The sequence below is a fragment of the Streptomyces sp. NPDC041108 genome, assembly GCF_055592645.1.
Genome location: NZ_JBVIYK010000008.1, coordinates 36,658 through 60,012, shown reverse-complemented (window position 1 = coordinate 60,012; position 23,355 = coordinate 36,658). Strand labels below are relative to the sequence as shown.

Below are 23,355 nucleotides of genomic sequence, written 5' to 3'. Positions count from 1 at the left end.
GTGGTACCCGCCGGAGCCGGTCAGCAGGCACGTGCACAGGCAGGTCGAGGCGGCTGGACCGGAACATGGGCGACAGCTCCGAGCGAGCACTTCGAGGTATCGGGCATGTCCGAGGTGACGGTACGGATGCCGGTGCACACCAGCGTCGGCGGCTCCCGGGTACGGATTCGGCTGACCAACGCCTACGCCACCGAGCCGGTGACGATCGGGCACGCGACCGTGGGGCTGCGCGACGGTGGCTCCGCCGTGGCGCGCCCGTACGACCTGCGGTTCGGCGGGAAGCGCGCGGTCACCGTCCCAGCGGGTGGCCAGGCTGTCAGCGATCCGGTTGAACTCGCCGTGCCGGCCCTGGCCGATCTCGTGGTCAGCCTCCATCTGCCCGGCCAGGTCACGCACATCACCGATCACTGGTGGGCGCAGCAGACCGTGTACTGGACGGACTACGGCGCGGGCGACCATACGGCCGACACCGCCGGTGACGCCTTCACCTGGACCACCACCAGCTGGCCCTTCCTCAGCGGCGTCGATGTGACCGCGCCGAGGGCCCGGTCGGTGGTGGCGCTCGGCGACTCGATCACCGACGGGTCCTTCTCGACGCCCGACACCAACCAGCGCTGGCCCGACCTGCTGTCCGCCCGCCTCAACGCCTGCCGGCCCGGCGCCGGCGTGCTCAACGCGGGCATCACCAGCAACCGGATCACCGCCGGGACCGCGACCAACCCTTCGGCCCTGGACCGCCTCGAACGGGACGTGCTCTCCCAGCCGGGGGCCAGGACCCTGATCCTCTTCGAGGGCATCAACGATCTCGGCGGGGCGAGTGCCGCGCAGATCATCGCCGGGATGACGGAGATCGCCGACCGGGCGCACCGGCGCGGGATGCGGGTCGTCGCCGCCACGATCACGCCGTACAAGGACTTCACCTGGGGCGGCTGGAGCGAGGAGACGGAGGCCCGGCGGCAGCAGGTCAACGCGTTCGTCCGGGACTCCGGCGGTGTCTTCGACGGCTACGCGGACTTCGACCAGGCGGTACGGGACCCGGCGGACCCGCGGCGGCTCGGCGCGGCGTTCGACTCCGGTGACCATCTGCATCCCAACGACGCCGGGATGAAGGCCTTCGCCGACTCCATCGACCTGACCGCGCTCGGCCTCGGCCGCGGCTGTTCCTGAGGAGGACCCGTGTTCGGACATCTCTGTGGACATCTGCGTGGACGCCGAAGATTGGCGGCCCTGACCGCGGCCGTGGCGGCCACCTTGGCCGCCCTGCTTCCGGGAGCGCCGGCCGCCGCCGAGACCGAACACCGGCAGTGGACGGGGACTTGGGCGACGGCGCAGCACGCCTCGTACGACCCCGGCACCTCGGAGGTGACCGTTCGGATACCGGTGCGGGTGAGCGCGGGCGGGTCGAGCGTGCGCATCCGGCTGACCAACGACTTCACCGCCGAGCCGCTGACGATCGGGCACGCGACCGTGGGGCGCGGTGACGGCGGCTCCGCCGTCACGAAACCGTACGAGGTGCGGTTCGGCGGCAAGGACGAGGTGACGATCGCCGCAGGGGAGCAGGCGGTGAGCGATGCCGTCCGGGTCCGCATGCCGGCCCGCGGCGACCTGGTCGTCAGCCTGTACTTCCCCGGCCGGCTCACTCACATCAGCCAGCACTGGATGGGCCTCCAGACTGTCTACTGGACGGCCGACGGCGGCGGCGACCACACCTCGGACGCCGACGGGGACGCCTTCACCAGGACCGACTCCGCCTTCCCGTTCCTGACCGGCGTCGACGTACAGGGCGGTGACGCGGCGGGCGCCGTGGTGGCCCTCGGTGACTCCATCACCGACGGGGCGTCCTCCACGGCCAACGCCAACCGGCGCTGGCCCGACTACCTGGCGGCCCGGCTGTCCGGCTGCTCCACCACCGCCGGAGTGCTGAACGAGGGCATCAGCGGCAACCGGATCACGGCCGGGACGGACGGCAACCCGTCGGCGCTGGACCGGCTGGAGCGCGATGTGCTGTCGCAGCCCCATGCCCGGACGGTGATCCTGTTCGAAGGCGTCAACGACCTCAGCTGGGGCGGTGCCACCGGCGACCAGGTGATCGACGGCATGAAGGAGATCGCCCGGCGCGTGCACGCCCGCGGTCTGCGGTTGATCGGCGCGACCGTCGTCCCCTACCGGGGCTGGGGCGACTGGTGGACCGAGGCCAAGGAGGCCGACCGGCAGAAGGTCAACGCGTTCGTCCGCGACTCCGGCGGGGTCTTCGACGGGTACGCCGACTTCGACCGGGCGGTGCGCGACCCGGACGATCCCACCCGCTACGCCGCCGCGTTCGACTCCGGTGACCATCTGCATCCCAACGACACCGGGATGAAGGCGTTCGCCGACGCCATCGACCTCCCCGGCCTGCGCGTGGCGCGCGACTGCCCCTCGACCCGTGTCCGCCTCACCCCCTACCGGCCGAGTCTGGGGGCCGGCGGCCAGGGTACGAAGATCACGGCGACCCTGACCAACGACGGTCGCTCGCCGGCCACCGACGTCCGTACCCGGCTGGATCTCCCGGCCGGCTGGTCGGCCGAACCGGCGGGCGGCGCACGCATCCGCACCCTCGCCCCCGGTGAAAGCGCCACCACCACCTGGACCGTCACCCCCGCGTCCGACGCCGAGTGGGGCACCCGTCCGCTCGGGGTCCGCAGCTCCTACCGCCAGGGCGGCCGACCTCGGTTCGACACCGACGAGGTGGACGCCACGGTCACCCCCGTCCCCTCCGGAGTGAAGGCGCCGTACCTGACGACGGCCACCACCGACGAAGCCCAGTACGCACAGAACGGCGACCAGTTCGCCATCTGGGCCGGCGGCCAGGACCTGTCCGGCTGGAAGGACGAGAAGGCGGCCATCTATCTGCCGGGGGCCGCGTCCGCCACGGGCTCCGTGACGGCCCGCGTCGTCGGACAAACCGGCAGCGGGCCCTCCGCCAAGGCCGGGATCGCCGTCGCCAACGACCTGACCGCGCCGGAGAAGGGCGGCTACGCCGTGCTGACCATGTCCGCGCGGTACGGCCTGGAGTTCCTGACCGACAGCGACGGCGACGGCCGCCTGGACACCTGGGCCGGCGGCGGCTCCTCCTACCACCCCGCCTGGCTGAGGCTCGTCCGCGACGGCGCCACGTACACGGCCTACGCCAGTGCCGACGGCACGGCCTGGCAGCAGATCGCCGCCGCCACCGTGCCGTCCGCGAGCGGCGACGGGGACGGGGACGTGGGGATGGTCGCCAGTGCCGTCAACCTCAACTACCCCGGCCAGATCACCACCGCTGTGTTCGATTCCTTCTCCGCCACCCAGTGAGAGGTACTGAAATGGCAGTCAGTCGCAGGCACTTCATGACCACGGCGGCGGCCGTCGGTGGCACCGTGCTCCTCGCCCCGCCCGGGACCGCCCAGGCCCTCACCGGCACGGCGCTGACCGGCAACGGCACCGGCATTCCCGACTACCAGCCCACCAAGGCGTCCCTGGACACCCACCCGGTGCCGCGCTGGTACAAGGACGCCAAGTTCGGCATCTTCGTCCACTGGGGCGTCTACTCGGTGCCCGCCGGCTCCGGGCCGCGCATAGCCTCCGAGTGGTACCTCTGGTACCAGAGCTACAAGGACACCGCGGAATGGCGGTACCACCGCGACACCTACGGCCAGGACTTCGTCTACGACGACTTCATCCCGCAGTTCAAGGCCGAGAAGTACGATCCCGACGCCTGGGTGAGGCTGTTCGAGCAGGCGGGCGCCGAGTACTTCGCGCTGACCAGCAAGCACCACGACGGATTCGCCCTGTATCCGAGCAAGGTGACGGACCGTCATTCCGTCGCGTACGGCCCGAAGCGTGACCTCGTCGGCGAGTTGATGACCGCGGCCCGCAGGCGCGGCACCGTGCGGCCCGGCCTGTACTACTCGCTCGGCGAGTACTTCAACCCGGCGATGGGCCGGCCGATGCGCAACTTCTACACCGACGAGGAAATCCCGATGACCGGCTACAAGCCGGTCCAGGACTACGTCGGCGACTACGAGCTCAAGCAGCTCTACGAGATCATCGACCGCTACGACCCTGAACTGCTGTGGGCGGACGGACAGTGGTTCCGGCCCACCGGCAACCCGCCGTGGCGCAGCGAGGAACCGCTGGCCCACTACTACAACCAGGCCAAGAACCGTAAGCACCCCAAGGGTGTGGTGATCAACGACCGGTTCGACAGCCACCTCGACTTCGCGACGTACGAGCAGCGCACCAACCCCACGATGGACCCGCAGAAGTGGGAGTGCTGCATGACCATGGGCTACTCCTGGGGTTACAACAAGCACGAGCCGGACGAGGACTACAAGACCTCCGAGTTCCTGATCCGACTGCTCGCCGACGTGGTCAGCAAGAACGGCAACCTGCTGCTCAACATCGGCCCCAAGCCGGACGGCACGATCCCCGGCATCATGCAGGAGCGGCTGCGGGACATCGGTGCCTGGCTCAAGGTCAACGGCCCCGCGATCTACGGGTCGACGCCCTGGGTGCGGGCGGAGGAGGAGGGAAGCCCGCTCGGTATCCGCTACACCGTCTCCCCGGGCAAGTTCAACATCATCGTGCTGGGTGCGCCCAGCGGCACCCTGTCGGTGCCCGGAGACATCCCCGTCAGCGCCACTTCACGGATCCGGCTGCTCGGCAGGAGCGGCGCTCTGCGGTGGACCCGCCGTGACGGGAAGATCCACATCGCCGTCCCGTCGTCCCTTCCCAGCGGCATCGCCAACGTCTTCACCGTCGACTGGGACCGGTGAGCCGCGTGGGAACCCGCAACGGAAACCATGCCGAGACCCGTACCGGAACCCGTACCGGAACCCGTACCGGAACCCGGTTCGACACCCTGGGGCCCATGCTCACCGTCACCACGGAGCCGGCCGAGCCCGCCGCCGGCGACACGGTGACCGCAACGGCGGTCCTCACCAACGACTGTCCCTTCCCGCTCAGCAACACCGTGCTCCATCTGATCGATCCCGGCGCCACCACGGCGGCGAGGACCATCCCGCTCGGCGACCTGCGGCGCGGCGCGCGGATCACCCGGCGCTGGGAGACGGCGATGCCGGCCGATGTGGCCGGGGAGGTGGCGTTCACCGCGCACGCGGTCTTCGACGTCGACGGGCGCAGCGCCGACTGCGCCCGGTCCTCGAAGACGTTCACGGTGCCCTACGAGCCCAATGAGGTGCGGGCCCCTTTCCGGACGTTTGCCACCGCCGACGACGCCAGGTTCGGCCAGTACGGCAGTCAGTTGGTGATCTGGGCGGGCGGCCGCGACCTGTCCGGCGGCACCGACGAGAAAGGGGTCATCCATCTCCCCGGCTCCGCCGCCGAGTCGAGTGTGGTGCAGGTCAAGGCGGTCAGCCTCACCGGCAGCGACAACCCCTCCGCGAAGTACGGCATCGCCGTCGCCAATGATCTGACCGCGCCCGAGAAGGGCGGTTACGCCGTGCTGACCATGTCGCTGCGGTTCGGCCTGGAGTTCATGACCGACAGCGACGGCGACGGAAAGCTCGACACCTGGGCCGGCGGCGGAGGTTCGGCTCATCCGTCCTGGCTGCGGCTGGTCCGCTCCGGCACCACGTACACGGCGTACAGCACCACCAACCTGCTGTCCTGGACCGAGGTCGCGAGGGTGACCGTGCCCTCGGCGAGCGGGGCCCTGGACGCCGGGGTGGTCGCCGGCGCGGTCAACACCAACTATCCCGGTACGACCGTCCGCGCGGTCTTCGACCGTTTCACCGTGGAGGAAGCATGAGTCCCCACCGCCCCGATGAGGACTTCCTCACGCCGCCCGTCTCGATCGCCCTGGAGCCGGCCGCCCCCGAGCCCGGTCAGGCGGTGGCGCTCACGGCCCAGCTCACCAACACCACGCGGATCGCGCTGCGCGGCACGGTGTTGTACCTCTCCGTGAACGGCACCGACAGCCAGGCGTCCACCCTCGGCAAGGTGGCGCCCGGCAGGTCGGTGACCCGTACCTGGAAGACCCGGCTTCCCGACGACGCCGAGGGTGTGGTCCCGTTCATCGCGCACGCGCTGTTCGACGTGCACGGGGACGGGTCCGACTGCACCCGCGCGACCTCGGTGCTGAGACTGCCGTACCGGTCGCCGGCCGGTGCCTTCGACAACACCGGCATCTCCTTGGACAACGCCACCACCACGGCCGACATCGACGGCTCGCGCTCCAGCCTCTCCGCCGAGGCGCTCGCGTCGGCCGGACTGACCCCGGGGGCCTCGGTCACCTACGGCGGGATCGCCTTCACCTGGCCGGACACCGAGCCGGGAACTCCCGGGAGCAAGGACAACGTGGTGTCCTCCGGCCAGACCGTACGGCTGTCCGGCACGGGCGGGCGGCTGGCCTTCCTCGGCACCAGCACCTGGGGTGCGGGCAAGGGCCCCGGGAAAGTCGTGTACGCGGACGGCACGGAGCAGGACTTCTCCGTCGACGTCCCCGACTGGTACGGGGCGCACCCCTCCGCCGCGGTGGTGCTGCCGTACCGCAACACTCCTTCGGGCCGGGACGACAACCCCGTCAGCCTCTTCACCTTCGGCGTCGATCTGCAGGACAGGGAAGTGCGCTCCGTCGTCCTGCCGAAGGTCAGCGACGGCCTGATGAGCGGCGTCCCCGCCCTGCACATCTTCGCGATGACCGTCGCCTGATCCGAGCCGCGGTGCCGGCAGGCCGCCCCGCGCCTCGGAGGATCCGGAAAGTCTTGAGAGGACGTTCATGACAGGCAATCAACCCCTCAGCCGCAGACGTCTGCTGACGGGAGCCGCCGCGTTCGGCGGTGTGGTGCTGCTGTCCGCGCCACAGGGCGCCCACGCGGCCCCGGGGGCCGCGGGCAGGGCCGGGAAGCCGTTCGACACGACCCCCGCGTCGGTCGCGCTGCGGCGGCTGCTGCCCGATCACCACCGGCAGGTCACGCTGCGCGCACTGGCCGCCGGCGGTGCCGACCGGTTCCGGGTCACCGGCCGGGCCGGGGCGATCACCGTGGAGGGCACCAGCCCGGCGGTGCTGCTCACCGGCCTCAACACGTATCTCGCTCGGGTGGCGAAGGCCGACATCTCCTGGAACGGCGAACAGCTCGACCTCCCCAGGCTGTTGCCCGCCCCCGGCGGGGAGATCGCCGGATCGGCGAATGTTCCGCACCGGTTCGCCCTCAACGACACCAACGACGGCTACACCGGCCCCTACCGAGACTGGGACGCCTGGGAACGGGAACTGGACGTCCTCGCCCTGCACGGCATCAACGAGGTCCTCGTCTACACCGGCGGTGACGCCGTCTACTACGACACCTTCCGTCACTTCGGTTACTCCGACGCGGAGTTGCGGGCGTGGATACCGGCGCCGGCCCATCAGCCGTGGTGGCTGCTGCAGAACATGTCGGGCTTCGGCGGCCCGGTGTCCCGGCGGCTCATCGAGAAGCGCGCCGACCTCGCCGCGAGGATCACCGACCGCGTCCGGGAACTGGGCATGACCCCGGTGCTGCCCGGCTACTTCGGCACCGTGCCCGACGAGTTCGTGGCGAAGAACGGCGGTGACGCGGCGGTCGTGCCCCAGGGCACCTGGGGCGCCTTCAAACGACCCGACTGGCTCGATCCGCGGACCACGGCGTTCGAAGAGGTCGCCGCCGCTTTCTACCGCGCCCAGTCGCAGCGCTTCGGCGACAGCACGATGTACAAGATGGATCTGCTGCACGAAGGCGGCAACCCGGGTGACGTGCCCGTGGGGCAGGCCGCGAAGGCCGTGGAGACGGCGCTGCGCAAGGCGCACCCCCGCGCCGTCTGGGCGATCCTCGGCTGGCAGAGCAACCCGGGCAAGGAGATCCTCGACGCCGTCGACAAGCGCGGGATGTTCGTCGTCGACGGCCTGTCGGACCGCTACACCACGGTCACCGACCGGGAGAGCGACTGGGGCGGCACCCCGTACGCGTTCGGCAGCATCTGGAACTTCGGCGGCCACACCCCGATGGGAGCCAACGCCCCCGACTGGGTGGCGCAGTACCCGAAGTGGCGGGACAAGGCGAACAGCGCCCTGGCCGGCATCGCCGCGATGCCGGAGGCTGCCGACAACAACCACGCCGCGCTGGCCCTGCTCACCGACCTGGCCTGGACACCCGGCACCATCGACCTCGACGGCTGGTTCGCCTCGTACGCCGTGTCCCGTTACGGTGCCGAGGACCCGCACGCGCTCGCGGCCTGGAAGATCATCGGTGACACGGCGTACGGCATGACCCGCGCCGACAGCTGGAGCGAGGCACCCGACGGACTGTTCGGGGCCCGCCCGAGCCTGGGTGCGAACAAGGCCGCGGCCTGGGGACCGGAGGCAGACCGTTACGACACCACCGCCTTCGACCTGGCACTGAGCGAACTGCTCCAGGTGGCACCCACGCTGCGCGACACCTCGGCCTACCGCTACGACCTGGCCGATGTGGCCCGGCAGGTGCTGTCCAACCGGAGCCGGATGCTGCTGCCGCAGATCAAGGCCGCCTACGACACGGCCGACCGCGCCCGCTTCGACGAGCTCACCGGCGTCTGGCTGGACTGGATGAAGCTCATGGACAAGGTGCTGGCCACCAGCGAGCAGCACCTGCTCGGCAGGTGGCTGGCCGATGCCCGCTCCTGGGGCGGCACGCGGGCCGAGAAGGACCAACTGGAGTACGACGCGCGGTCGATCATCACCACCTGGGGCGGCCGGGCCAGCAGCGAGGAGGGGTTGCACGACTACGCCAACCGGGAGTGGTCCGGGCTGGTCGGCGGCCTCTATCTGACCCGCTGGAAGCTGTACTTCGAAGAACTCTCCCGCGCCTTGAAGGAGCACCGCCCGCCGGAGACGGTCGACTGGTTCGCGCTGGAGGACGACTGGGCGCACCGGCACGACCGTTACCCGACGAAGACCAGCGGCGACGTCCACAGGCTGGCGCGGCGGGTCCACGACACCCTGGCCGCCGACCCGCACCAGGTGACGCTGACCGCGTCCTCTCCCAAGGGTGCGGTGGCGGAGGGCAGTCCGGTCACGGTCACGGTGGCGTTCACCAACCGCAACGGGTTCGCCCCGGCCACCGAAGTGGCCCTGTCCGTCGCGGCGCCCGAGGGGATGACCGCCCGGCCGGTGGGGGCGGTGACCTCCGCCTCGGTCGCGCCGGGCGAGACGTTCTCGGCGGCCTTCGAGATCACCCTCACCGGCTCCGCCGCCGATCTGGTGACCCGCGTTCCGGCCACCGCCTCGTACCGCAGCGGCGCCTCGGCCGGCTCGGCGGGTTCGGCCAGGGGGTCGGCCACGGCGTCGGTGCGGCTGATGGCCGGCACGGGGGTGCGCGATCCCTACCGGACCGCGAGCTTCAACGACGCCGTCTTCGGCCAGTCAGGTGCCACGCTGGCCATCGAGGGCGCGGGGGCCGACCTGTGGGGTGGTACCAACCAGTTCGGCTCCGTCCACCGCGCAGGCGCGTTCGGGGCCGCCTCCACCGCCACGGTGAAGGTCGTCTCGCAGGACAGCACCGGCGGCTGGGCCCGCGCGGGGCTGATCGTGCGCAACGACCTGTCCGCCGACGGCTCGTCCGGATACGTCAACCTGGCCGTGACACCGTCCAACGGATGCGTGCTGTCCTGGGATTCCGGCCAGGACGGGACGTTCGACTCGATCAGGCTGGCCGGCTCCTTCGCCGCTCCGGTGTTCCTGCGCCTGACCCGCTCCGGCTCCGCCTACACGGGCGAGGCCAGCACCGACGGCACGACCTGGACCACCGTCGGCACGGCCACGCCGGGCGGCGCCGCCGACACCCAGGACGTGGGGGTCTTCATGACGGCGGCGAACGGCTGGACCACCACCCGTGGGATCGCGGAGTTCCGGGACTTCGCGGTCTCCTGACCCCCGGCCCCCGCCCGGCTCGGGCTCGGGGCGCGGTCGCGCGGCCTCGGGCTCACGTCCCGGATCGCGATACGTGTCAAGATCCGGACCATACCCGGGCCAGCTGCCCGCTCGTGGTCTCGATAGGAGCTGTCTTCGCTGGTCAGCAGCCTGCCAGACGTGTACCACCAGCAGACGAAGAACCTCCTCGTCTCGTACTCGCCGAAGAAGCCGGGCTTCTTCTAGAGGCACGAAAAAGGCGCCTGACCTGGGCTTTTTCCCGGCAGGCGCCTTTCTCTCGGTCGGCTCAGAGCAAGGACCGACTTACGTCATAACTCGTAGGTCCGCTTGGCCGGCTTGGAGGCGAGTCCTGTACGGGTCGGGTCGTACTTCCGTCCCTGCGGCCGCCTTCACACCACTGCTCACGCTCGGGCCCAGCGTTGGTTGACGCCGGTGTGGCAGCTCCACACGATCACCGCAGCGCCGTTGGCGGTGCTGCCGCCGTTGACGTCCAGACAGAGTCCGGTCTGGACGTTGCTGACGGTTCCGTCGGTGTTCACATTCCATTGCTGGTTCGCGCCGCCGGTGCAGTCCCAGATCCGTGCTCGGGCGCCGGAGGCGGCGTCGCTCGGCACGTCCAGGCATCTCCCCATCACCCGCAGGGTCTGTCCGGTCTGGGTGAGCTGCTGGTTGGAGCCGGTGTGGCAGTCCCAGATGATCATCTGGGCGCCGTTGGACGAGCTGGCACCGTTGACGTCCAGGCATCGGTCGGCGGACTGGCTCCGCAGCCGGAATGTGGCCGGGTTCGGGGGATTCGGGTTCGGGTCGGCACCCGTGAAGAACCTCCAGACCTCTTCCTTGACCCAGCTCCTGGCACCGCTCTCACAGCCGGCGCACCCGTCCACGGGGCCTTGTTGGTGACCCCCGTCGAACGCGGCCCAGACGACCGGATACCCCTCTCGGCAGCCCGAGTAGGCGGTGGTGATGTGGGTGCGGCTGCCCGGCGCGGGCTCCCGGGGGTTCTGGGCAGTACAGCCGTTGTTCCTGACGAACCTGTCGCGCATCCCGCGACCGGCGCCGATGTTGTCATTGATGCCGTGGATTCCCATGTACGCGAAGGGCTGGGTGCCCCCGCTGCACCCGCTGATCCCCCCAGGTGCGGCTATCGCGGCGACCGCACGGAAAACGTTCGGCCTGGCACATGCGAGTGCGTAGCTCATGGCTCCGCCGTAGCTGAATCCGAGGGCGAAGCGCTGCGTGGTGTCGACACAGAGGTCGTTGTCGATACGCCTGATCATGTCGTCGACGAAGGTCACGTCCTCTCCGCCGGAGTTGCCCCAGCCGTTGTTGATGCCCTGCGGAGCGACGAAGATCGCGCTGTTGTTCGCCAGTCGCCGGAGTCCGTAGTGGGCATAGACATCGCCGTCGCTTCCGCCGCCGGCGACTTGCCCGGCGGTGCCACCCAACCAGTGGAATCCGAAGACCAATCGATGTTGACGGGTGTTGTCGTAGTTTTCCGGGATGCTCAGGATGAAGGAGCGATTCTTACCGCCGCTTTGAATCGTGTGCGTACCGTTCGTCAGCGTGGGGGCCCGTCCGCATCCGGCAGTCCCCGCGAGTGTGGCCCCGGCGGTGGGCGACATGTCGGCCGCAGCGCTGACTCCTGCCACGCCGGCCATGGCGAGAGCGAGCAATGCCGCGACCACGGCTCGCCCGAAGAACAATCTGCGGATCGACATCATGCGACTCCCTCGCTGCTCGGTGACATGGCTCTCCCTGGTCGGTCGGACCGCGCTTCGCCCTGGGGCTGGACACGGTGGAGTTGGAATCGCTGGTTGGCGCGATCAGTTGCTGCCCACTGGGAGATGCGGGCTCCGTCGGCGGTGGATGCCTCCCACACGTCCAGGGCTAGGCCGCTCTGCCGGTTGACCAGACTGATCACGCCACCGCCGTGGTCGACTGTTCGCCACTGCTGGCCGGCGGTGTCGGTATCCGGCTGCTGGGTGATGTCGGCGCCGCTGCTGCTACTGGCGACCTGCAGGAACAGACCACTGTGCCCGACCCGGATCTTGTGGTGCCCTCCGTCGGAGGGCAGGAACTCGAAGTGCTGGTTGGGACCGGCGGTGATCTGCCACTGGATCAGTCGCGCACCGGCGGCCGTGGACGCACCGTTGATGTCGGCAGCCTTGCCGCTGTGCTCGACAACCAGCCGATAGGCCACGCCGGCCTCCACCGGCCCCGACCTGAGTGCGGACGCGCGGTAGGTGTTGCCGGCCCGTCCGGCGAACTCGATGAGATCGGCTTCGAGCCGCTTCGGCTGGACCGGCTCGCCGCTCGAATCGTCCCGCAGCGTGAAATCGCCGGCGAAGATCCGACTGCGCACCCGGACGGCACCGGTTCGGTCGGGTGTGACGGCGAACTCGATCCGGCCGCTGCTCCATTCGGCGCCGACGGTGTATCCCCCGCGGCCGCGCAGTCCGCTCACGCGTCCGGTGGGCCAGGCGGCCGGCAGCGCCGGCAGCACGTGCAGTTCGCCGTTGTGGCTCTGCAGCAGCATCTCCGCGATGCCCGAGGTGGCGCCGAAGTTGCCGTCGATCTGGAAGGGCGGGTGCAGGTCGAACATGTTGGGCGCGAGCCGGTCCGTCCGCACCAGGTCCCGGATCAGCTTGTGGGCCCTGGCGCCGTCCTCCATCCGTGCCCAGAAGTTGATCTTCCACGCGAGCGACCATCCCGTCCCGTCGTCACCACGCAGCTCCAGCGTCCGCCGCGCGGCCTCGTACAACTGGGGTGTCCCGCGCTTGGTGATCTGGTTGCTCGGATGCAGACCGTACAAGTGGGAGACGTGCCGGTGAGTCCGCTCGGTCTCCACCCAGTCGGCCAGCCACTCCTGGACGTTGCCCCTGGAGCCGACCCGCATCGGCGCCAGCCGGTCCCGGGCCGCCACTGCCTGAGCGCGGAAGGTGGCGTCCACGCCGAGGATTTCGCCGGCGCGGGCGACACTGTTGAAAAGGTCGCGCAGGATCTGGTTGTCCATGGTGGGCCCCGCGCAGACGGTGGCGTTCGTATGGTGAGCGAGCTCCGGAGAGTTCGACGGGTTGGTGACCAGGTATCCGAGCGTCGGGTGGGCGACCAGGGTGTCGAGGAAGAACTGGGCGGCGCCCTTCAGGGCCGGATAGTTCGAGCGGAGGAAGCCGATGTCACCGGTGAACAGGTAGTGGTCCCAGATCAGGGTGGCCAGCCATGCGCCACCCGTCTGCCACATCCCCCACCGCGCTTCGTCGACGACCGAGGCGCCCCGCCACGCGTCGGTGTTGTGATGCGTCACCCAGCCGCCGGCGCCGTACTGCGCCTGGGCCACCCGGGCGCCGGTCACGGTCAGGTCGTTGATCATGTCGAAGACCGGGAGGAAGCATTCGGACAGGTTCGTGGTGTCGGCGGGCCAGTAGTTCATCGGCAGGTTGGCGTTGATGGTGAACTTCGAGTCCCAGGACGGAGCCATCTGGTCGTTCCAGATGCCCTGCAGGTTCGCCGGCTGGGTGCCCGGCCGCGAGGACGAGATGAGCAGATACCGGCCGTACTGGAACAGCAGGGCGGAAAACTGCGGGTCGTTCACTTGCGCGTGCTGTGCGATCCGTACGTCGGTCGGCTGGTCGGCCGCCGTCGTACGTCCCAGATCGACCGACACCCGGTTGAACAACGCCTGGTAGTCGGCGAGATGCCGGTTGCGCAGTTCGCCGATGCCGACGTCGCGGGCAGCGTTGAGTCGGCCCCGCGCGATCCCCTGGTAGTCGCCCTCGACGTTCCGGAAGTTGACATAGCTGGAGCCGATCGACACCAGCACCGTCACGCTGGTGGCGCCGGAGACCCGTAGCGTGCCGCCCGAGCTGCTGACCGTGCCGCCCGTCACGGCGGCGTGGGCCAGGGCGAGGAACCGGACCCGCCCGGCGATTCCCTCCATGGCGGCGGAGATGCCGTCGAGGGCGATCGTGGCCCCGTCCGGGCTGGACACCGTGGTCCGTTGTGGACTGTCGAATGTGGCGTTGAAGGCGATGGAGTTGGCCCGGTCGGCCGTCAGCCGGACCACGATCACCCGGTCAGGTGCGCTGGCGAACACCTCACGCTGGTACCGCACGCCGTTCAGTACGTAGGTCGTGAGGGCCGTGGCGGTCGTGAGGTCGAGCGTCCGCTTGTACTGCGACACACCGTTGGCGCTGCCGAAGGAGAGCAGGAGGTTTCCGACCGGCTGGTAGGCCAGCTGTCCGGCCGGGCTGCCCAGCATCGTCTGATTGATCAGGTCCTGCGCCGGCCCCCACTGATCCGCGAAGACCCGCCGCCGGATCTCCGCGATGTTGGCCGCGCCGCGGGTGTTCGCGGAGTCGTACGGACCGCCGGCCCAGACGGTGTCCTCGTTGAGCTGCAGCCGTTCGGTGTCGACGTTGCCGAACACCATCGCGCCGAGGCGTCCGTTGCCGATCGGCAGTGCCCGCAGCCAGTCCGCGCCGGCCGGCTTGTCGTACCACAGGGCGAGGTCGTCGGCGGCCAGAGCCTCCGGCGGCGCGGCCGAGCCGCCCTTGGCCATGGCCGTCCATCCACCCGGCACGATCCCTGCTCCAGCCGCCGCCCCGGCGGCGAGAAACCGTCTGCGTGTCACCTCGGACATGTCGTTCTCCCTTCACGGACTGGAGCAGGACGCGGGCCCAGCGCCGGGGGCCGGGGCGCCGGTGGACGGGGTGAAGTCGACGTAGGGCAGCCGGCCCGGAAGGGATGGCGTCCGGAGTCGGCGGCATCAGGTCACCACCGGTCCCACGCCGGTCCGGGCGGGCAGGGCTGGAGACGAGGCCGGTCGGCCTCACGGCCTCGCATCCCCCGCAGACACGCAAGGCCGTGCGGTCGCGCCGATCTCTGCCTGTGTCCGCGACCCGCCGACGCCCGGACGATCACTGCTCGACCGCGGCCCTGTGGCCTCGTGGAACTCCCGCTCGTCGAGGCGCTCCAGGTCGAAGGCGACCCCGCCGGGCGACCCGTTGTTCTCCACGCGGAGCGCGTTCTTGCGCCCGGTGGCGAACGTCGTCGCCTCGTGGATCGAAACGACCCTTGACCTGTCGGCAGACCGCCGGCGTGGCGTCGTTGTCGCCATCGGCTCGGCCGCGGCCGGCGGTCACCGTCCACCGTGTCCGCCGAGCCGGGCGTCGCGTCGCGCGTCAGTGTTCTGGATCTGCCATCTCTGGTTGTCGCCGCCCCAGCACGTCCACAGCTGCCCCTTGAAGGTGGCGGTGTTCACGTCGAGGCAGAGGCCGGAGCGAACGCTGCGGACGGTGCCGTCGGCGCCCACCGTCCAACGCTGGTTGTCGCCGCCGGTACACGCCCACGTGCCGACCACAGTGCCGTTCGTCGTGCCGCTGTTGTACACGTCCAGGCACTTCTGGCCCCCAAGCGCGGTGATCTGTCCGCCGACCGTCAAGGTCCACTGTCGGCCGACCGTGTTGGCGCAGGTGTCCACCTGGACCTGGACGTTCGCCGTGGTCCCGCCGGGGATGTCCAGGCAGCGCCCGGTGCCTACGTTGCGCAGCAGGCTGGTCGGGGCCGGGACGTCGCCGTCCAAGCCCCAGCCGTATCTGAGGCGCTCGCGGCCGCTGGCGCTGGGCGTGCTGAGCGTGAGGTCGGTACCGGTTCCGTGCAGCTTCTGCATGGCATACCAGTCGTCGCCCTGGCCGGCGCGTATCTTCCCGCCCAGTCCGGGCCAGTAGATGGAGCCGATCCGCAGTTCCCGGAGCACCGTGGTGGTGGCCCGGAAGTAGCGCACGAAGTTGTCGGTGCTCCCGGCGTCGCGGTAATTGAGCCCGGTGTCCATAGGCGCGCCGAACTCGTCGACGACAGTGCGGTCGGCGCAGGAGCCGATCGCGTTCCGCAGGTACGCCACCCACTGGTCGTAGGTCTTCGCGCCGCTGAAGAACGTGTAGTGGTGCAGCGACAGGAACGTCCCGTCAAGGCGGCGGTCGGCGCACATCGATTTGATGTCAGTGTTCAGGCCGGCGCCGCTGACGAAGATGCGGTTCCGCGGGATCGCCGGGCGGCTGCTGATCCAGTTGCTCACCACGTTCGCCCACTCGCCGGCGCTGTGTCCCCCCGGCTCGTTCATCGGTTCGAAGTAGACGAGGCTGTTGGTGCCGTACCGGGCAACCACGGTGTTCCACATGGAGTCGAAGGCGCTCGGGTTGATGATGCGACCGCCGCGGGCGGCCACCCCGTCGTCCCAGTAGGAGAGGACGACCTTGAATCCCTTCGCGGTGGCTGCGTCTATCGCGCCCGTGTACGCGCTCCACCAGTTCGTCCCGACGGTGTAGGTGTTGATCGGGAGCCGAACGGTGTTGGCGCCGAGGTTGTTCTCGAAGCCTGTGTAGATGGCGTTGGCTTTCGCCACGACCGTCTGGTAGCTGTCGGAGCCGCTCAATCCGTGCAGGACCAGCGGTCCTTCGTGGAAGTTGTCACCGAGCCGGGCCCAGTTGACGCCCCGGAACTGGACGGTGTCGGCGGCGGCCGGCGAGGCGCTCTGGTGCTCGACGACCGCGAGCGCGCTGAGAGCGGTCAGGATGCAGGCGAGCGCCCGGGCGAGGTAACGCCGGTGACGGGTGCGGGGCATGGTCGTGCCTTCCCGGTTGGCGGTGTGCTCACGTCTGCGCTGTGCAGGATCTGTTGACGTCGGCCGCCTGCCGGCAGCCGGCCGAGCCGGCGCGGAGCTTGCCCTCTCCGCGCCGGCCCCCTCCCAGATCGCTCGCGCAGCGAGCATGTCAGCGTCATGCCGCTGCCGTGGCGCCTGGAAAGCCTCGCTCCCCGGCTTCGCCCGGATCTCAGGTCAGCAGGTGGAGTTGGTCCGGGTGAGGAGCCCCTCCGCCACGGCGGGGAGATGCGGTCGCCGCCCACGGTGGGGTCCATGCCCTGGTACAGGAACTGCGACGGGCACGGGTTCGACGGCACGGTCCGGGCGTCATCGGCCCGGATCAGCGCCCCGTGCCCGAAGTCCCGGGTCCACGCCGGGCCCGAGAACGTCACGTCGGCGGAGCGGGCGAACGGGCTCGGCTCCGTCGCCCGGTGGGGCGTCCACGAGCCGTCGAGGCTGCCCGAGGTGAACGACCGGCACCAGCGGCGACTTCTCGTTCTCGGCGACGACGCTGTTGAACTCGCGGTCGAGAACCGGCATGTAGGTGCTGTCGGAGAACTTGTCCGTTCCGGCCGCGGCACCGAGGAAGCGGCCCTTCTCCGCCGCCTAGACGCCCCATGTGGACGCCGTGTCGGCGGTGCCCGGGAGCAGCGGCACCGTGCCGGCCTGGACCAACTCGGCTGACAGGGCTGACAGCAGGGAGCAGGATCGCCCGGGCCCGGGGCCGCGGCGGCAGATCAGCCGAGTGCACGAATTCGTTCATCACCGGCACCTTTCGAAGTCGGAGATACCTCACTGCGTGGCGCCAGAAATCCGTAGATCGCTTTGGGATTCCGCTTTCGCAGGTCATGAATGGGGAACTTCGTGCGTCGACGCCTAGAAGATTGACAGATTGTCATGGTCCATTCAAGAGGGGCGGGTCGATATATATGTGGGCCTGAGCCGTCGTGCAACCAACCGAAGAAGCGGGACTATTCACGGCCACCCCTCATAACCTTTTCAGGCGGCGAATTGGAGTGACGGACGCGTGTGAATCGCGGCAGTTTTCGTTATCGACGGCCGGCTCGGACAGTCGCAGTCGACGTAGTGCCGAAATACACGGCACCGTCACCGAACGCGAAGACTTGGGTGTCTACTCGAGCGGCACTCAGGCGAGTTGGCCGAGCAACCCGGCTTTGACGTCGGCAACCGGCCCGGAGCCGATCTCGGCCGACTCGGCTCCCATCACGACGGCATTCTCGGTCGCCCTGGCGAGCGCAGGTTCGTCGAGCACGGTGGCCGACCGCGCCGGCGGGACGGGGAGCTGCGCCAAGGCGACGATCAGCCGCTCAAGGGGTACCAGTTCGTCGGCGGCCCGGCCGCAGTCCGCACAGGATCGGGTGTGCCGGGTGATGCGCTTACGCCACAGCGTGCTCGGTACGCCGTCCCAGCCCCCCAGCGCGGCGGTCAGCTCTGGGCACCGGGGGCTGGCTTCCAGCGCGGCGACGAGTGACCGGCTCAGCTCCAGCTGGTTGCGCATCCGCTGGACGCGCACACCCGCGTGAGCCACGCTCGTTCCCAGCGCCGCCGCGAGCTCCGCCCTCGCCAGCCGGCCGGCGGTCTCCAGCCACCACAGCGACAGCAGCGCCCGGGCGTCCGGGTCGAGCCATCGACTGGCGCGTACGGTCTTTCGGCGGTGACCGGACAGCTCGACGTGGATCAGGGCCAGGTTCTCGGCGTCGGTGTCCGGCGGGGCGGTCGTCTCGTCGAGGGGGGCCGTCCGTTCGGCGTCCGCCTGCCGCCGGTGCAGATGGGTGCTGATCTGTCGTGTCGCGATCGTGGCCAGCCAGGGCCGGAAGCACTCCGGGGCGCGCAACGTGCGCAGCTCGGGAAGTGCCCGCAGCATCGTCTCCTGCACCACGTCGTCGACGTCCGCGAGTTCACCCAGCGCCCTGCGCACGATCGCGTACACCAGCGGCAGGTACGTCGCGGCCAGGTCGTCGAGGGCTCGTGGATCGCCGGCCTGTGCGGCGACGACCAGTCTGGTCTCGTCGGCTCGGCCGGCTCGCATCACGAGCCCGTACACGTTGCTTCGGGCAAGGCCGCCCCAGGTGCCGTGCACGTCGCCACCCTCGGTTTCGCACGCACGATCGGCTCGGGCGCGGCCGGCTGGTAATGCGTGGCAGCCCGTCATCGTCCCGGCCGTCCGCCGTCGACGGGAAGAACGATGCCGTCGACATGGTCCGACGCCGAGGAGGCGGGGAACACCGTGGCCCCGGCGAGATCGTAGGCGTCTCTCCGGCGACCGGCCGGGATCCGGCCGAGGATCGCCTGGTCGTGCTGGGGTGCCGCGCGTAACGCCTCGGTGGTGTCGGTGGCGATGCAGCCCGGTGCGATGGCGTTGACGTCGACGCCACGCCCGCCCCGCTCCTCCAGGGCCGGCGCCTCGGCGACCCCGCTCTCGATCTCGAGGGGGCGGGCCCCGCGGTAGACAACCGCTTTCATCGATCCTCCATCCTCATGGTGTCGAACGTCCCTTCCGCGGTGGATCTGCAGGGTTCAGGAGTGACCGCGAGCAGCCGCAGGCCGGCCTGCTCCGGCCGTATGTGCGGTCCGTCGGGTGCGTGCGCCGTTCGCTGACGGGCCGCGGTCATCACCGTTTCGTCGATCCGGATGCCCAGGCCCGGCGTGTCGCCGAGCACGAAGGCGCCGTCCTCGACGTGCAGGTCCATCGCGACGCCGATCGGCGGCTGCAGGCCCTGCAGTTCGCTGACGAGGTGGTTGGGCACCGACGTCGCGGCGTGCAGCAGCGCGACAGGCGTGTTGCCGATCGGGCTGACCGGCAGATCGTAGGCGTGCGCCAGCGCGGCGACGCGCAGGAAATGGGTGACCCCCCAGACCGCGGCCGTCTGGACGATGTCGACGCCTCCCGCCGCGATCAGCGGGCGGAACTGCTCGAGGCCGGTGAGGTTCTCCCCACTGGCGACCGCCGACCGAACGCCACGGCTGACAGCGGCCAGGCCGTCGGCGTCCCAGCGCCGGACCGGCTCCTCGATCCAGGTCAGGTCGAGTGTGCGTTCCAGTTCACCGACGTGGCGTACCGCCTGCTTGCGGCTCCAGGACTCGTTCGCATCCAGCATGAGCCCTGGCCGGGTCCCGTGCGCGGCCTCGGTCAGTACCTCGCGTACGAGGGACAGCCGGTGCCGGTCACGCTCGATGTCCAGGCCGCCCTTGAGCTTCGCCGCCCTCAGCCCGCGTTCGGCATAGACCTGGTAGGTGGCGACGAGTTCGTCGTCGGTGAGGCCGATGTCAAGGCCGGAGGCGTAGGCGTGGACCATGCGGTCGTTGCCGCCGAGCAACCGCCACAGCGGCTCACCCACGGCCTGTGCCTTGATGTCCCACAACGCCGTGTCGAACGCGCCGATCGTGCCGAACACCACGCCGGCATGCCCGGCTTTGAAGGTGTGCCGCAGCATGCGGTCGTAGAGGGCAGTCACCGCGCGCGGGTCCTGGCCGTCGATGGCGGCGAAAATCGCCTCGGCTTCCACGTGCGGTCCCAGACCGACTCCGGTGATCCCCTCATCGGTCTCGACGATGACGACCGGCACGGGCACGACGCCGTCGTCGTGAACGCCGTTGGCGTCACCGACAGGCCGACCCCATTGCTGTGCCGTCGTCAGGGTTCTGTACCCGGTGATGCGCATGCCTCAGCCCTTCGTCGCGCCGGCCGTCACGCCCTCGGCGATCTGGCGCTGCAGGAACAGGTAGGTCACCAACACGGGTAGCCCGGCGATCAGGACACCGGCTGCGAAGGTGGGGATGTCGGCGGAGTACTGGCCGCGCAGTGCGGTGATGCCCACCATCAGGGTGCGATGGTCGGCCGACGGCATCATCAGCAGCGAGATGAGCACGTCGTTCCAGCAGAACAGCACGTCGAGGATGCCCACCGACAGCAGTGCCGGAGCACCCATCGGCAGCATGATGCGCCGGTAGACGCCGTACAGGGTGTTTCCGTCGATCCGTGCGGCGTCGACGAGTTCGGTGGGCACCGCCCGGTAGTAGCTCGTCATCAAGAAGACGGTGAACGGCAGGAACTGCGCGACGTAGGCGAGGATCAGCCCCGGATAGGTGTCGATGAGACCGCCGCCGGCCATGATCCTGGCCAGCGGCACCATGATCACCTGGAACGGGATGAACAGTGCCGCGAGACAGACCAGAGCCAGCGCGGACGAGCCACGGAACCGCACCTGGGCCAGCGCGAACCCGGCCATGGACCCGATGAGCAGGAGCAGCGCCACGGCGCAGGCCACCACGATCACGGAGTTGAGGAAGTACCGCCCCATGCCGACGCTGTTCCACGCGGTGCCGAGGTTGTCCCAGTGGAGAGTGCCTGCCAGGGAGAACCGGTCGAGGATGTACTCCCGGCGGGTCTTCATCGCGACGTTGGCGGTGAACAGCAGCGGGTAGATCGTCGCCAGGGCGAGGAGCACCATCGGCACGACGACCAGCCATCTGCTCGGCCCCGGGCGAGACATCAGTCCTCCCTCCCCGCCCGGCGCAGCAGGCCGACCTGCAGCAGGCCCACGACCAGCATGATGAGGAAGAGGACTGTGGATGCGGCCGACGCGAGCGCCGGGCGGCTCATCTGCCCCTGCTGGACCCAGATGTAGTACTCCGGCAGGTAGGTCGCCCCTTCCGGGCCACCACTGGTCATGACGTAGAGCAGCCCGAACATCGAGGTCAGCATCCCGATCATCGTGGTGACGACGACGAACTGGATGGTGCGGGACAGACCCGGGATGATGACGTGCCAGATCATCCGCGCGAGCGAGGCGCCGTCGACCCGGGCGGCGTCCAGAAGTGCGGGGTCCAGGGTCGCGAACCCGGCCAGGAAAACCACCAGCGCCATCCCCGACGTCGCCCAGATGTGCACGCCGACGACGGCGAAGACGGCTACGTCGGGATCACCGAGCCAGTCGACCGGGCCGATCCCCAGGCCGCCGAGCACGGCGTTCAGCGGACCGTCGAAGGCCAGGAGCAGGTTGAAGATCGAGCCGACGATCACCGGTGAGAGCACGGCCGGGAAGAAGTAGACGCTCCGGAACAACCGGTGTCCCGGCACCCGCAGGTGGATGAAGGTAGCGAGCAGTCCCGGGATCGCGACCGCGACCGGCAGCAGCAGCACCAGCAGTCCGACGTTGCGCAGTGCGGTGCGGAACAGCGGGTCGTCGATGAGCTCCGCGTAGTTGTCGAGCCCCACCGGGGCACCGTTGCTTTCGCCGTCACCGGTGAAGGAGAAGTTGACGCCCAGTCCCAGTGGCCAGAGCCGGAGCACCACGATGATCAGGACAGCGGGAGCGACCAGGACGTAGGGGGCGAGGCGTTCGGCGCGCCGGCCGCTGCGGACTCGCGCAGATTTCGACGCGGGGCCGCGGCCACCTACCGCCTCGCCTGCTCGCGCCCCGTCGGTCCGCCCTGCTCGAGCAGCGCGGACCGACGACCCGTCGGATGACATGGCCTCAGCCCGCCTGGTCGGACGCCGCCAACTGCTCGACCGCCTCGTCGACCGTGACCGATCCGCTCAGCAGTTGCTGAGACAGCCGCCCCATCAGGTCTACGGTTCTGGACGGCAGGGCCACGTGCAGGGCGGGCTTGCCACCGTCGATCTCGGACACGATGGTGGCCACGGCCGGTCCACCGCTCGAGACGTCCACGGTACGGTCGGCCGCGATGGCGCCCGCGTCGACGTAGAACGACTTCAGTGCGTCGGTCGAGGTCAGGGAGCGCACCAGGTCGGCGGCGACCTCGGGGTCCTTGGTCCACTTCGCGACGGCGTAGCCGATGCCGCCGTCGTAGGGAAGACTCGGCGTGGCGCCGGCCGTGACGACCGGCGACTTCATGACGCCGACATTGTCGGCGTCGAGGAATTCGGCGAAGTCCTTCCAGTGCCCGATGTCCGACATCAACCCGATGACGTGGGCGGCCTTGTCGGACTGGAACACCGCGAACGCGTCGTTGAACATCGCCGTCGAGTTCGCCCCGTCGTTGTTCAGGCCTTTGTCGTTGGCCTCTTTCCAGAGCGAGAAGACCCGCTTGACCGCCGGCGAGGACCAGTCTCGTTTGCCGGCGATCCAGTCGTCGTACTCCGTGGGCGACAGGACGCCCGAGCCGAGCCCGGACAGGAAGAACTGTATACCGATGCCCTCCTTGTTGCCCTGCGCGAAGCACCTGGCACCGGTCGCCTTGGTGATGGTCCGGCAGTCGGCGACGAACTCGTCCCAGCTGGTGGCCGGCTGCTCCGGGTCCAGCCCTGCCTTCCGGTAGAGCGACTTGTTGTAGTAGATCGGGTGGCCCTGCAAGGTCACCGGAGCGGCGTAGGTCTTGCCGTCCTTGGTGAAGGCCTCCCACCCGGCCAGCCGCTTCCTGTCAGCACGGACGTACTCGTCCAACGGCAGAAGGGAGTCCGCGCGGTCACGGATCTGCCCGCCGCCGTTGAAGAGCATGACGTCCGGCCCCTTGCCGGCTTGGACGGCGGCCCCGAGCAGGGTGTAGTACTGCTCGAACGGCTGCGCGACGAACTCGACCGTCACGCCGGGATGCCGCTGGGCGAAGTCGGCCTTGGCCTTCTCGACGTACGAGGAAGCCGTGGCGTCGCCGGACTTCCAGTCCCAGACGACGAGCTTGCCCTTCGAACCACCGGACGCCGAATCCGGGTCGGAGGCGCTTCCGCAGCCGGCTAAGACCACGAGGCCGGCAACCAGGGTCGCCGACCACGGTGTTCGCTGCTTCATTGCTGCCCCACTCTCCTGAGGTGGCCGGCTGCCCGGCAATTGAG

16 protein-coding genes and 1 pseudogene are annotated in these 23,355 nt (G+C 69.6%); 6 read left to right on the top strand and 11 right to left on the bottom strand.

Annotated features, from left to right (window positions below; translation table 11 throughout):
- The first annotated feature begins 105 nt into the window (after window positions 1–105).
- The 6 genes from ACZ6BB_RS23125 (at window position 106) to ACZ6BB_RS23100 (ending at window position 9,904) form a co-directional block, all read left to right on the top strand.
- A complete protein-coding gene (locus ACZ6BB_RS23125) occupies window positions 106–1,167 on the top strand; it encodes an SGNH/GDSL hydrolase family protein (RefSeq protein WP_471617064.1) in 1,062 nt (353 codons plus the stop codon).
- A gap of 51 nt (window positions 1,168–1,218) precedes the next feature.
- On the top strand, window positions 1,219–3,333 hold the full coding sequence (locus ACZ6BB_RS23120; RefSeq protein WP_471617063.1) for a GDSL-type esterase/lipase family protein: 2,115 nt from the start codon (window positions 1,219–1,221) through the stop codon (window positions 3,331–3,333).
- A gap of 11 nt (window positions 3,334–3,344) precedes the next feature.
- Window positions 3,345–4,796, top strand: a complete 1,452-nt coding sequence (locus ACZ6BB_RS23115) for an alpha-L-fucosidase (RefSeq protein ID WP_471617062.1) — start codon at window positions 3,345–3,347, stop codon at window positions 4,794–4,796.
- A 95-nt stretch (window positions 4,797–4,891) separates the two neighbouring features.
- The gene (locus ACZ6BB_RS23110; RefSeq protein ID WP_471617061.1) at window positions 4,892–5,791 is read left to right on the top strand and encodes a hypothetical protein; all 900 of its coding nucleotides are present in this window, start codon (window positions 4,892–4,894) and stop codon (window positions 5,789–5,791) included.
- Window positions 5,788–6,693: a beta-glucosidase gene (locus ACZ6BB_RS23105; RefSeq protein ID WP_471617060.1), complete on the top strand. Its 906-nt coding sequence runs from the start codon at window positions 5,788–5,790 to the stop codon at window positions 6,691–6,693. The genes ACZ6BB_RS23110 and ACZ6BB_RS23105 overlap by 4 nt, the downstream gene beginning before the upstream one ends.
- Window positions 6,694–6,760: 67 nt before the next feature.
- Entirely contained in the window at window positions 6,761–9,904 is a 3,144-nt protein-coding gene (locus tag ACZ6BB_RS23100; RefSeq protein ID WP_471617059.1) for an alpha-N-acetylglucosaminidase, read from the top strand.
- A gap of 401 nt (window positions 9,905–10,305) precedes the next feature.
- Here the strand turns inward: ACZ6BB_RS23100 and ACZ6BB_RS23095 are convergent, their stop codons facing one another.
- The 11 genes and pseudogenes from ACZ6BB_RS23095 to ACZ6BB_RS23045 form a co-directional block, all read right to left on the bottom strand.
- Complete coding sequence (locus ACZ6BB_RS23095; RefSeq protein WP_471617058.1) at window positions 10,306–11,625, bottom strand: ricin-type beta-trefoil lectin domain protein; 1,320 nt, start codon at window positions 11,623–11,625, stop codon at window positions 10,306–10,308.
- Window positions 11,622–14,543: a glycosyl hydrolase family 95 catalytic domain-containing protein gene (locus tag ACZ6BB_RS23090; RefSeq protein ID WP_471617057.1), complete on the bottom strand. Its 2,922-nt coding sequence runs from the start codon at window positions 14,541–14,543 to the stop codon at window positions 11,622–11,624. The genes ACZ6BB_RS23095 and ACZ6BB_RS23090 overlap by 4 nt, the downstream gene beginning before the upstream one ends.
- Window positions 14,544–14,834: 291 nt before the next feature.
- A pseudogene (locus tag ACZ6BB_RS23085) lies at window positions 14,835–14,963 on the bottom strand (gfo/Idh/MocA family oxidoreductase); the annotation flags it as partial.
- A 78-nt stretch (window positions 14,964–15,041) separates the two neighbouring features.
- Window positions 15,042–16,523 carry an RICIN domain-containing protein gene (locus ACZ6BB_RS23080; protein ID WP_471617056.1) on the bottom strand — a complete coding sequence of 494 codons (1,482 nt, stop codon included), beginning with the start codon at window positions 16,521–16,523 and terminating at the stop codon, window positions 15,042–15,044.
- Window positions 16,469–17,122, bottom strand: coding sequence for a non-reducing end alpha-L-arabinofuranosidase family hydrolase (locus tag ACZ6BB_RS23075; RefSeq protein ID WP_471617055.1), 654 nt, complete (start codon window positions 17,120–17,122; stop codon window positions 16,469–16,471). The genes ACZ6BB_RS23080 and ACZ6BB_RS23075 overlap by 55 nt, the downstream gene beginning before the upstream one ends.
- A 566-nt stretch (window positions 17,123–17,688) precedes the next feature.
- Window positions 17,689–18,591, bottom strand: a complete 903-nt coding sequence (locus tag ACZ6BB_RS23070) for an RNA polymerase sigma factor (protein ID WP_471617054.1) — start codon at window positions 18,589–18,591, stop codon at window positions 17,689–17,691.
- A 119-nt stretch (window positions 18,592–18,710) separates the two neighbouring features.
- Entirely contained in the window at window positions 18,711–19,025 is a 315-nt protein-coding gene (locus tag ACZ6BB_RS23065) for an SDR family oxidoreductase (RefSeq protein WP_471617053.1), read from the bottom strand.
- Window positions 19,022–20,224, bottom strand: coding sequence for a mandelate racemase/muconate lactonizing enzyme family protein (locus ACZ6BB_RS23060; protein WP_471617052.1), 1,203 nt, complete (start codon window positions 20,222–20,224; stop codon window positions 19,022–19,024). Before ACZ6BB_RS23060 ends, ACZ6BB_RS23065 begins: the two co-directional genes overlap by 4 nt.
- Window positions 20,225–20,227: 3 nt before the next feature.
- On the bottom strand, window positions 20,228–21,055 hold the full coding sequence (locus tag ACZ6BB_RS23055) for a carbohydrate ABC transporter permease (RefSeq protein ID WP_471617051.1): 828 nt from the start codon (window positions 21,053–21,055) through the stop codon (window positions 20,228–20,230).
- Window positions 21,055–21,855, bottom strand: a complete 801-nt coding sequence (locus tag ACZ6BB_RS23050; protein WP_471617335.1) for a carbohydrate ABC transporter permease — start codon at window positions 21,853–21,855, stop codon at window positions 21,055–21,057. Before ACZ6BB_RS23050 ends, ACZ6BB_RS23055 begins: the two co-directional genes overlap by 1 nt.
- A gap of 184 nt (window positions 21,856–22,039) precedes the next feature.
- The gene (locus tag ACZ6BB_RS23045) at window positions 22,040–23,311 is read right to left on the bottom strand and encodes an ABC transporter substrate-binding protein (RefSeq protein WP_471617050.1); all 1,272 of its coding nucleotides are present in this window, start codon (window positions 23,309–23,311) and stop codon (window positions 22,040–22,042) included.
- Window positions 23,312–23,355: the final 44 nt, after the last annotated feature.

What these genes read in the sequence shown, in the direction of transcription:
- ACZ6BB_RS23110 (WP_471617061.1), top strand. Translation starts at nt 4,892, where the DNA reads ATGCTCACCGTCACCACGGAGCCGGCCGAGCCCGCCGCCGGCGACACG.
- ACZ6BB_RS23105 (WP_471617060.1), top strand. Translation starts at nt 5,788, where the DNA reads ATGAGTCCCCACCGCCCCGATGAGGACTTCCTCACGCCGCCCGTCTCG.
- ACZ6BB_RS23100 (WP_471617059.1), top strand. Translation starts at nt 6,761, where the DNA reads ATGACAGGCAATCAACCCCTCAGCCGCAGACGTCTGCTGACGGGAGCC.
- ACZ6BB_RS23060 (WP_471617052.1), bottom strand. Translation starts at nt 20,224, where the DNA reads ATGCGCATCACCGGGTACAGAACCCTGACGACGGCACAGCAATGGGGT.
- ACZ6BB_RS23045 (WP_471617050.1), bottom strand. Translation starts at nt 23,311, where the DNA reads ATGAAGCAGCGAACACCGTGGTCGGCGACCCTGGTTGCCGGCCTCGTG.
- ACZ6BB_RS23090 (WP_471617057.1), bottom strand. Translation starts at nt 14,543, where the DNA reads ATGTCCGAGGTGACACGCAGACGGTTTCTCGCCGCCGGGGCGGCGGCT.
- ACZ6BB_RS23055 (WP_471617051.1), bottom strand. Translation starts at nt 21,055, where the DNA reads ATGTCTCGCCCGGGGCCGAGCAGATGGCTGGTCGTCGTGCCGATGGTG.
- ACZ6BB_RS23095 (WP_471617058.1), bottom strand. Translation starts at nt 11,625, where the DNA reads ATGATGTCGATCCGCAGATTGTTCTTCGGGCGAGCCGTGGTCGCGGCA.
- ACZ6BB_RS23070 (WP_471617054.1), bottom strand. Translation starts at nt 18,591, where the DNA reads ATGCGAGCCGGCCGAGCCGACGAGACCAGACTGGTCGTCGCCGCACAG.
- ACZ6BB_RS23125 (WP_471617064.1), top strand. Translation starts at nt 106, where the DNA reads ATGTCCGAGGTGACGGTACGGATGCCGGTGCACACCAGCGTCGGCGGC.
- ACZ6BB_RS23080 (WP_471617056.1), bottom strand. Translation starts at nt 16,523, where the DNA reads ATGCCCCGCACCCGTCACCGGCGTTACCTCGCCCGGGCGCTCGCCTGC.
- ACZ6BB_RS23065 (WP_471617053.1), bottom strand. Translation starts at nt 19,025, where the DNA reads ATGAAAGCGGTTGTCTACCGCGGGGCCCGCCCCCTCGAGATCGAGAGC.
- ACZ6BB_RS23115 (WP_471617062.1), top strand. Translation starts at nt 3,345, where the DNA reads ATGGCAGTCAGTCGCAGGCACTTCATGACCACGGCGGCGGCCGTCGGT.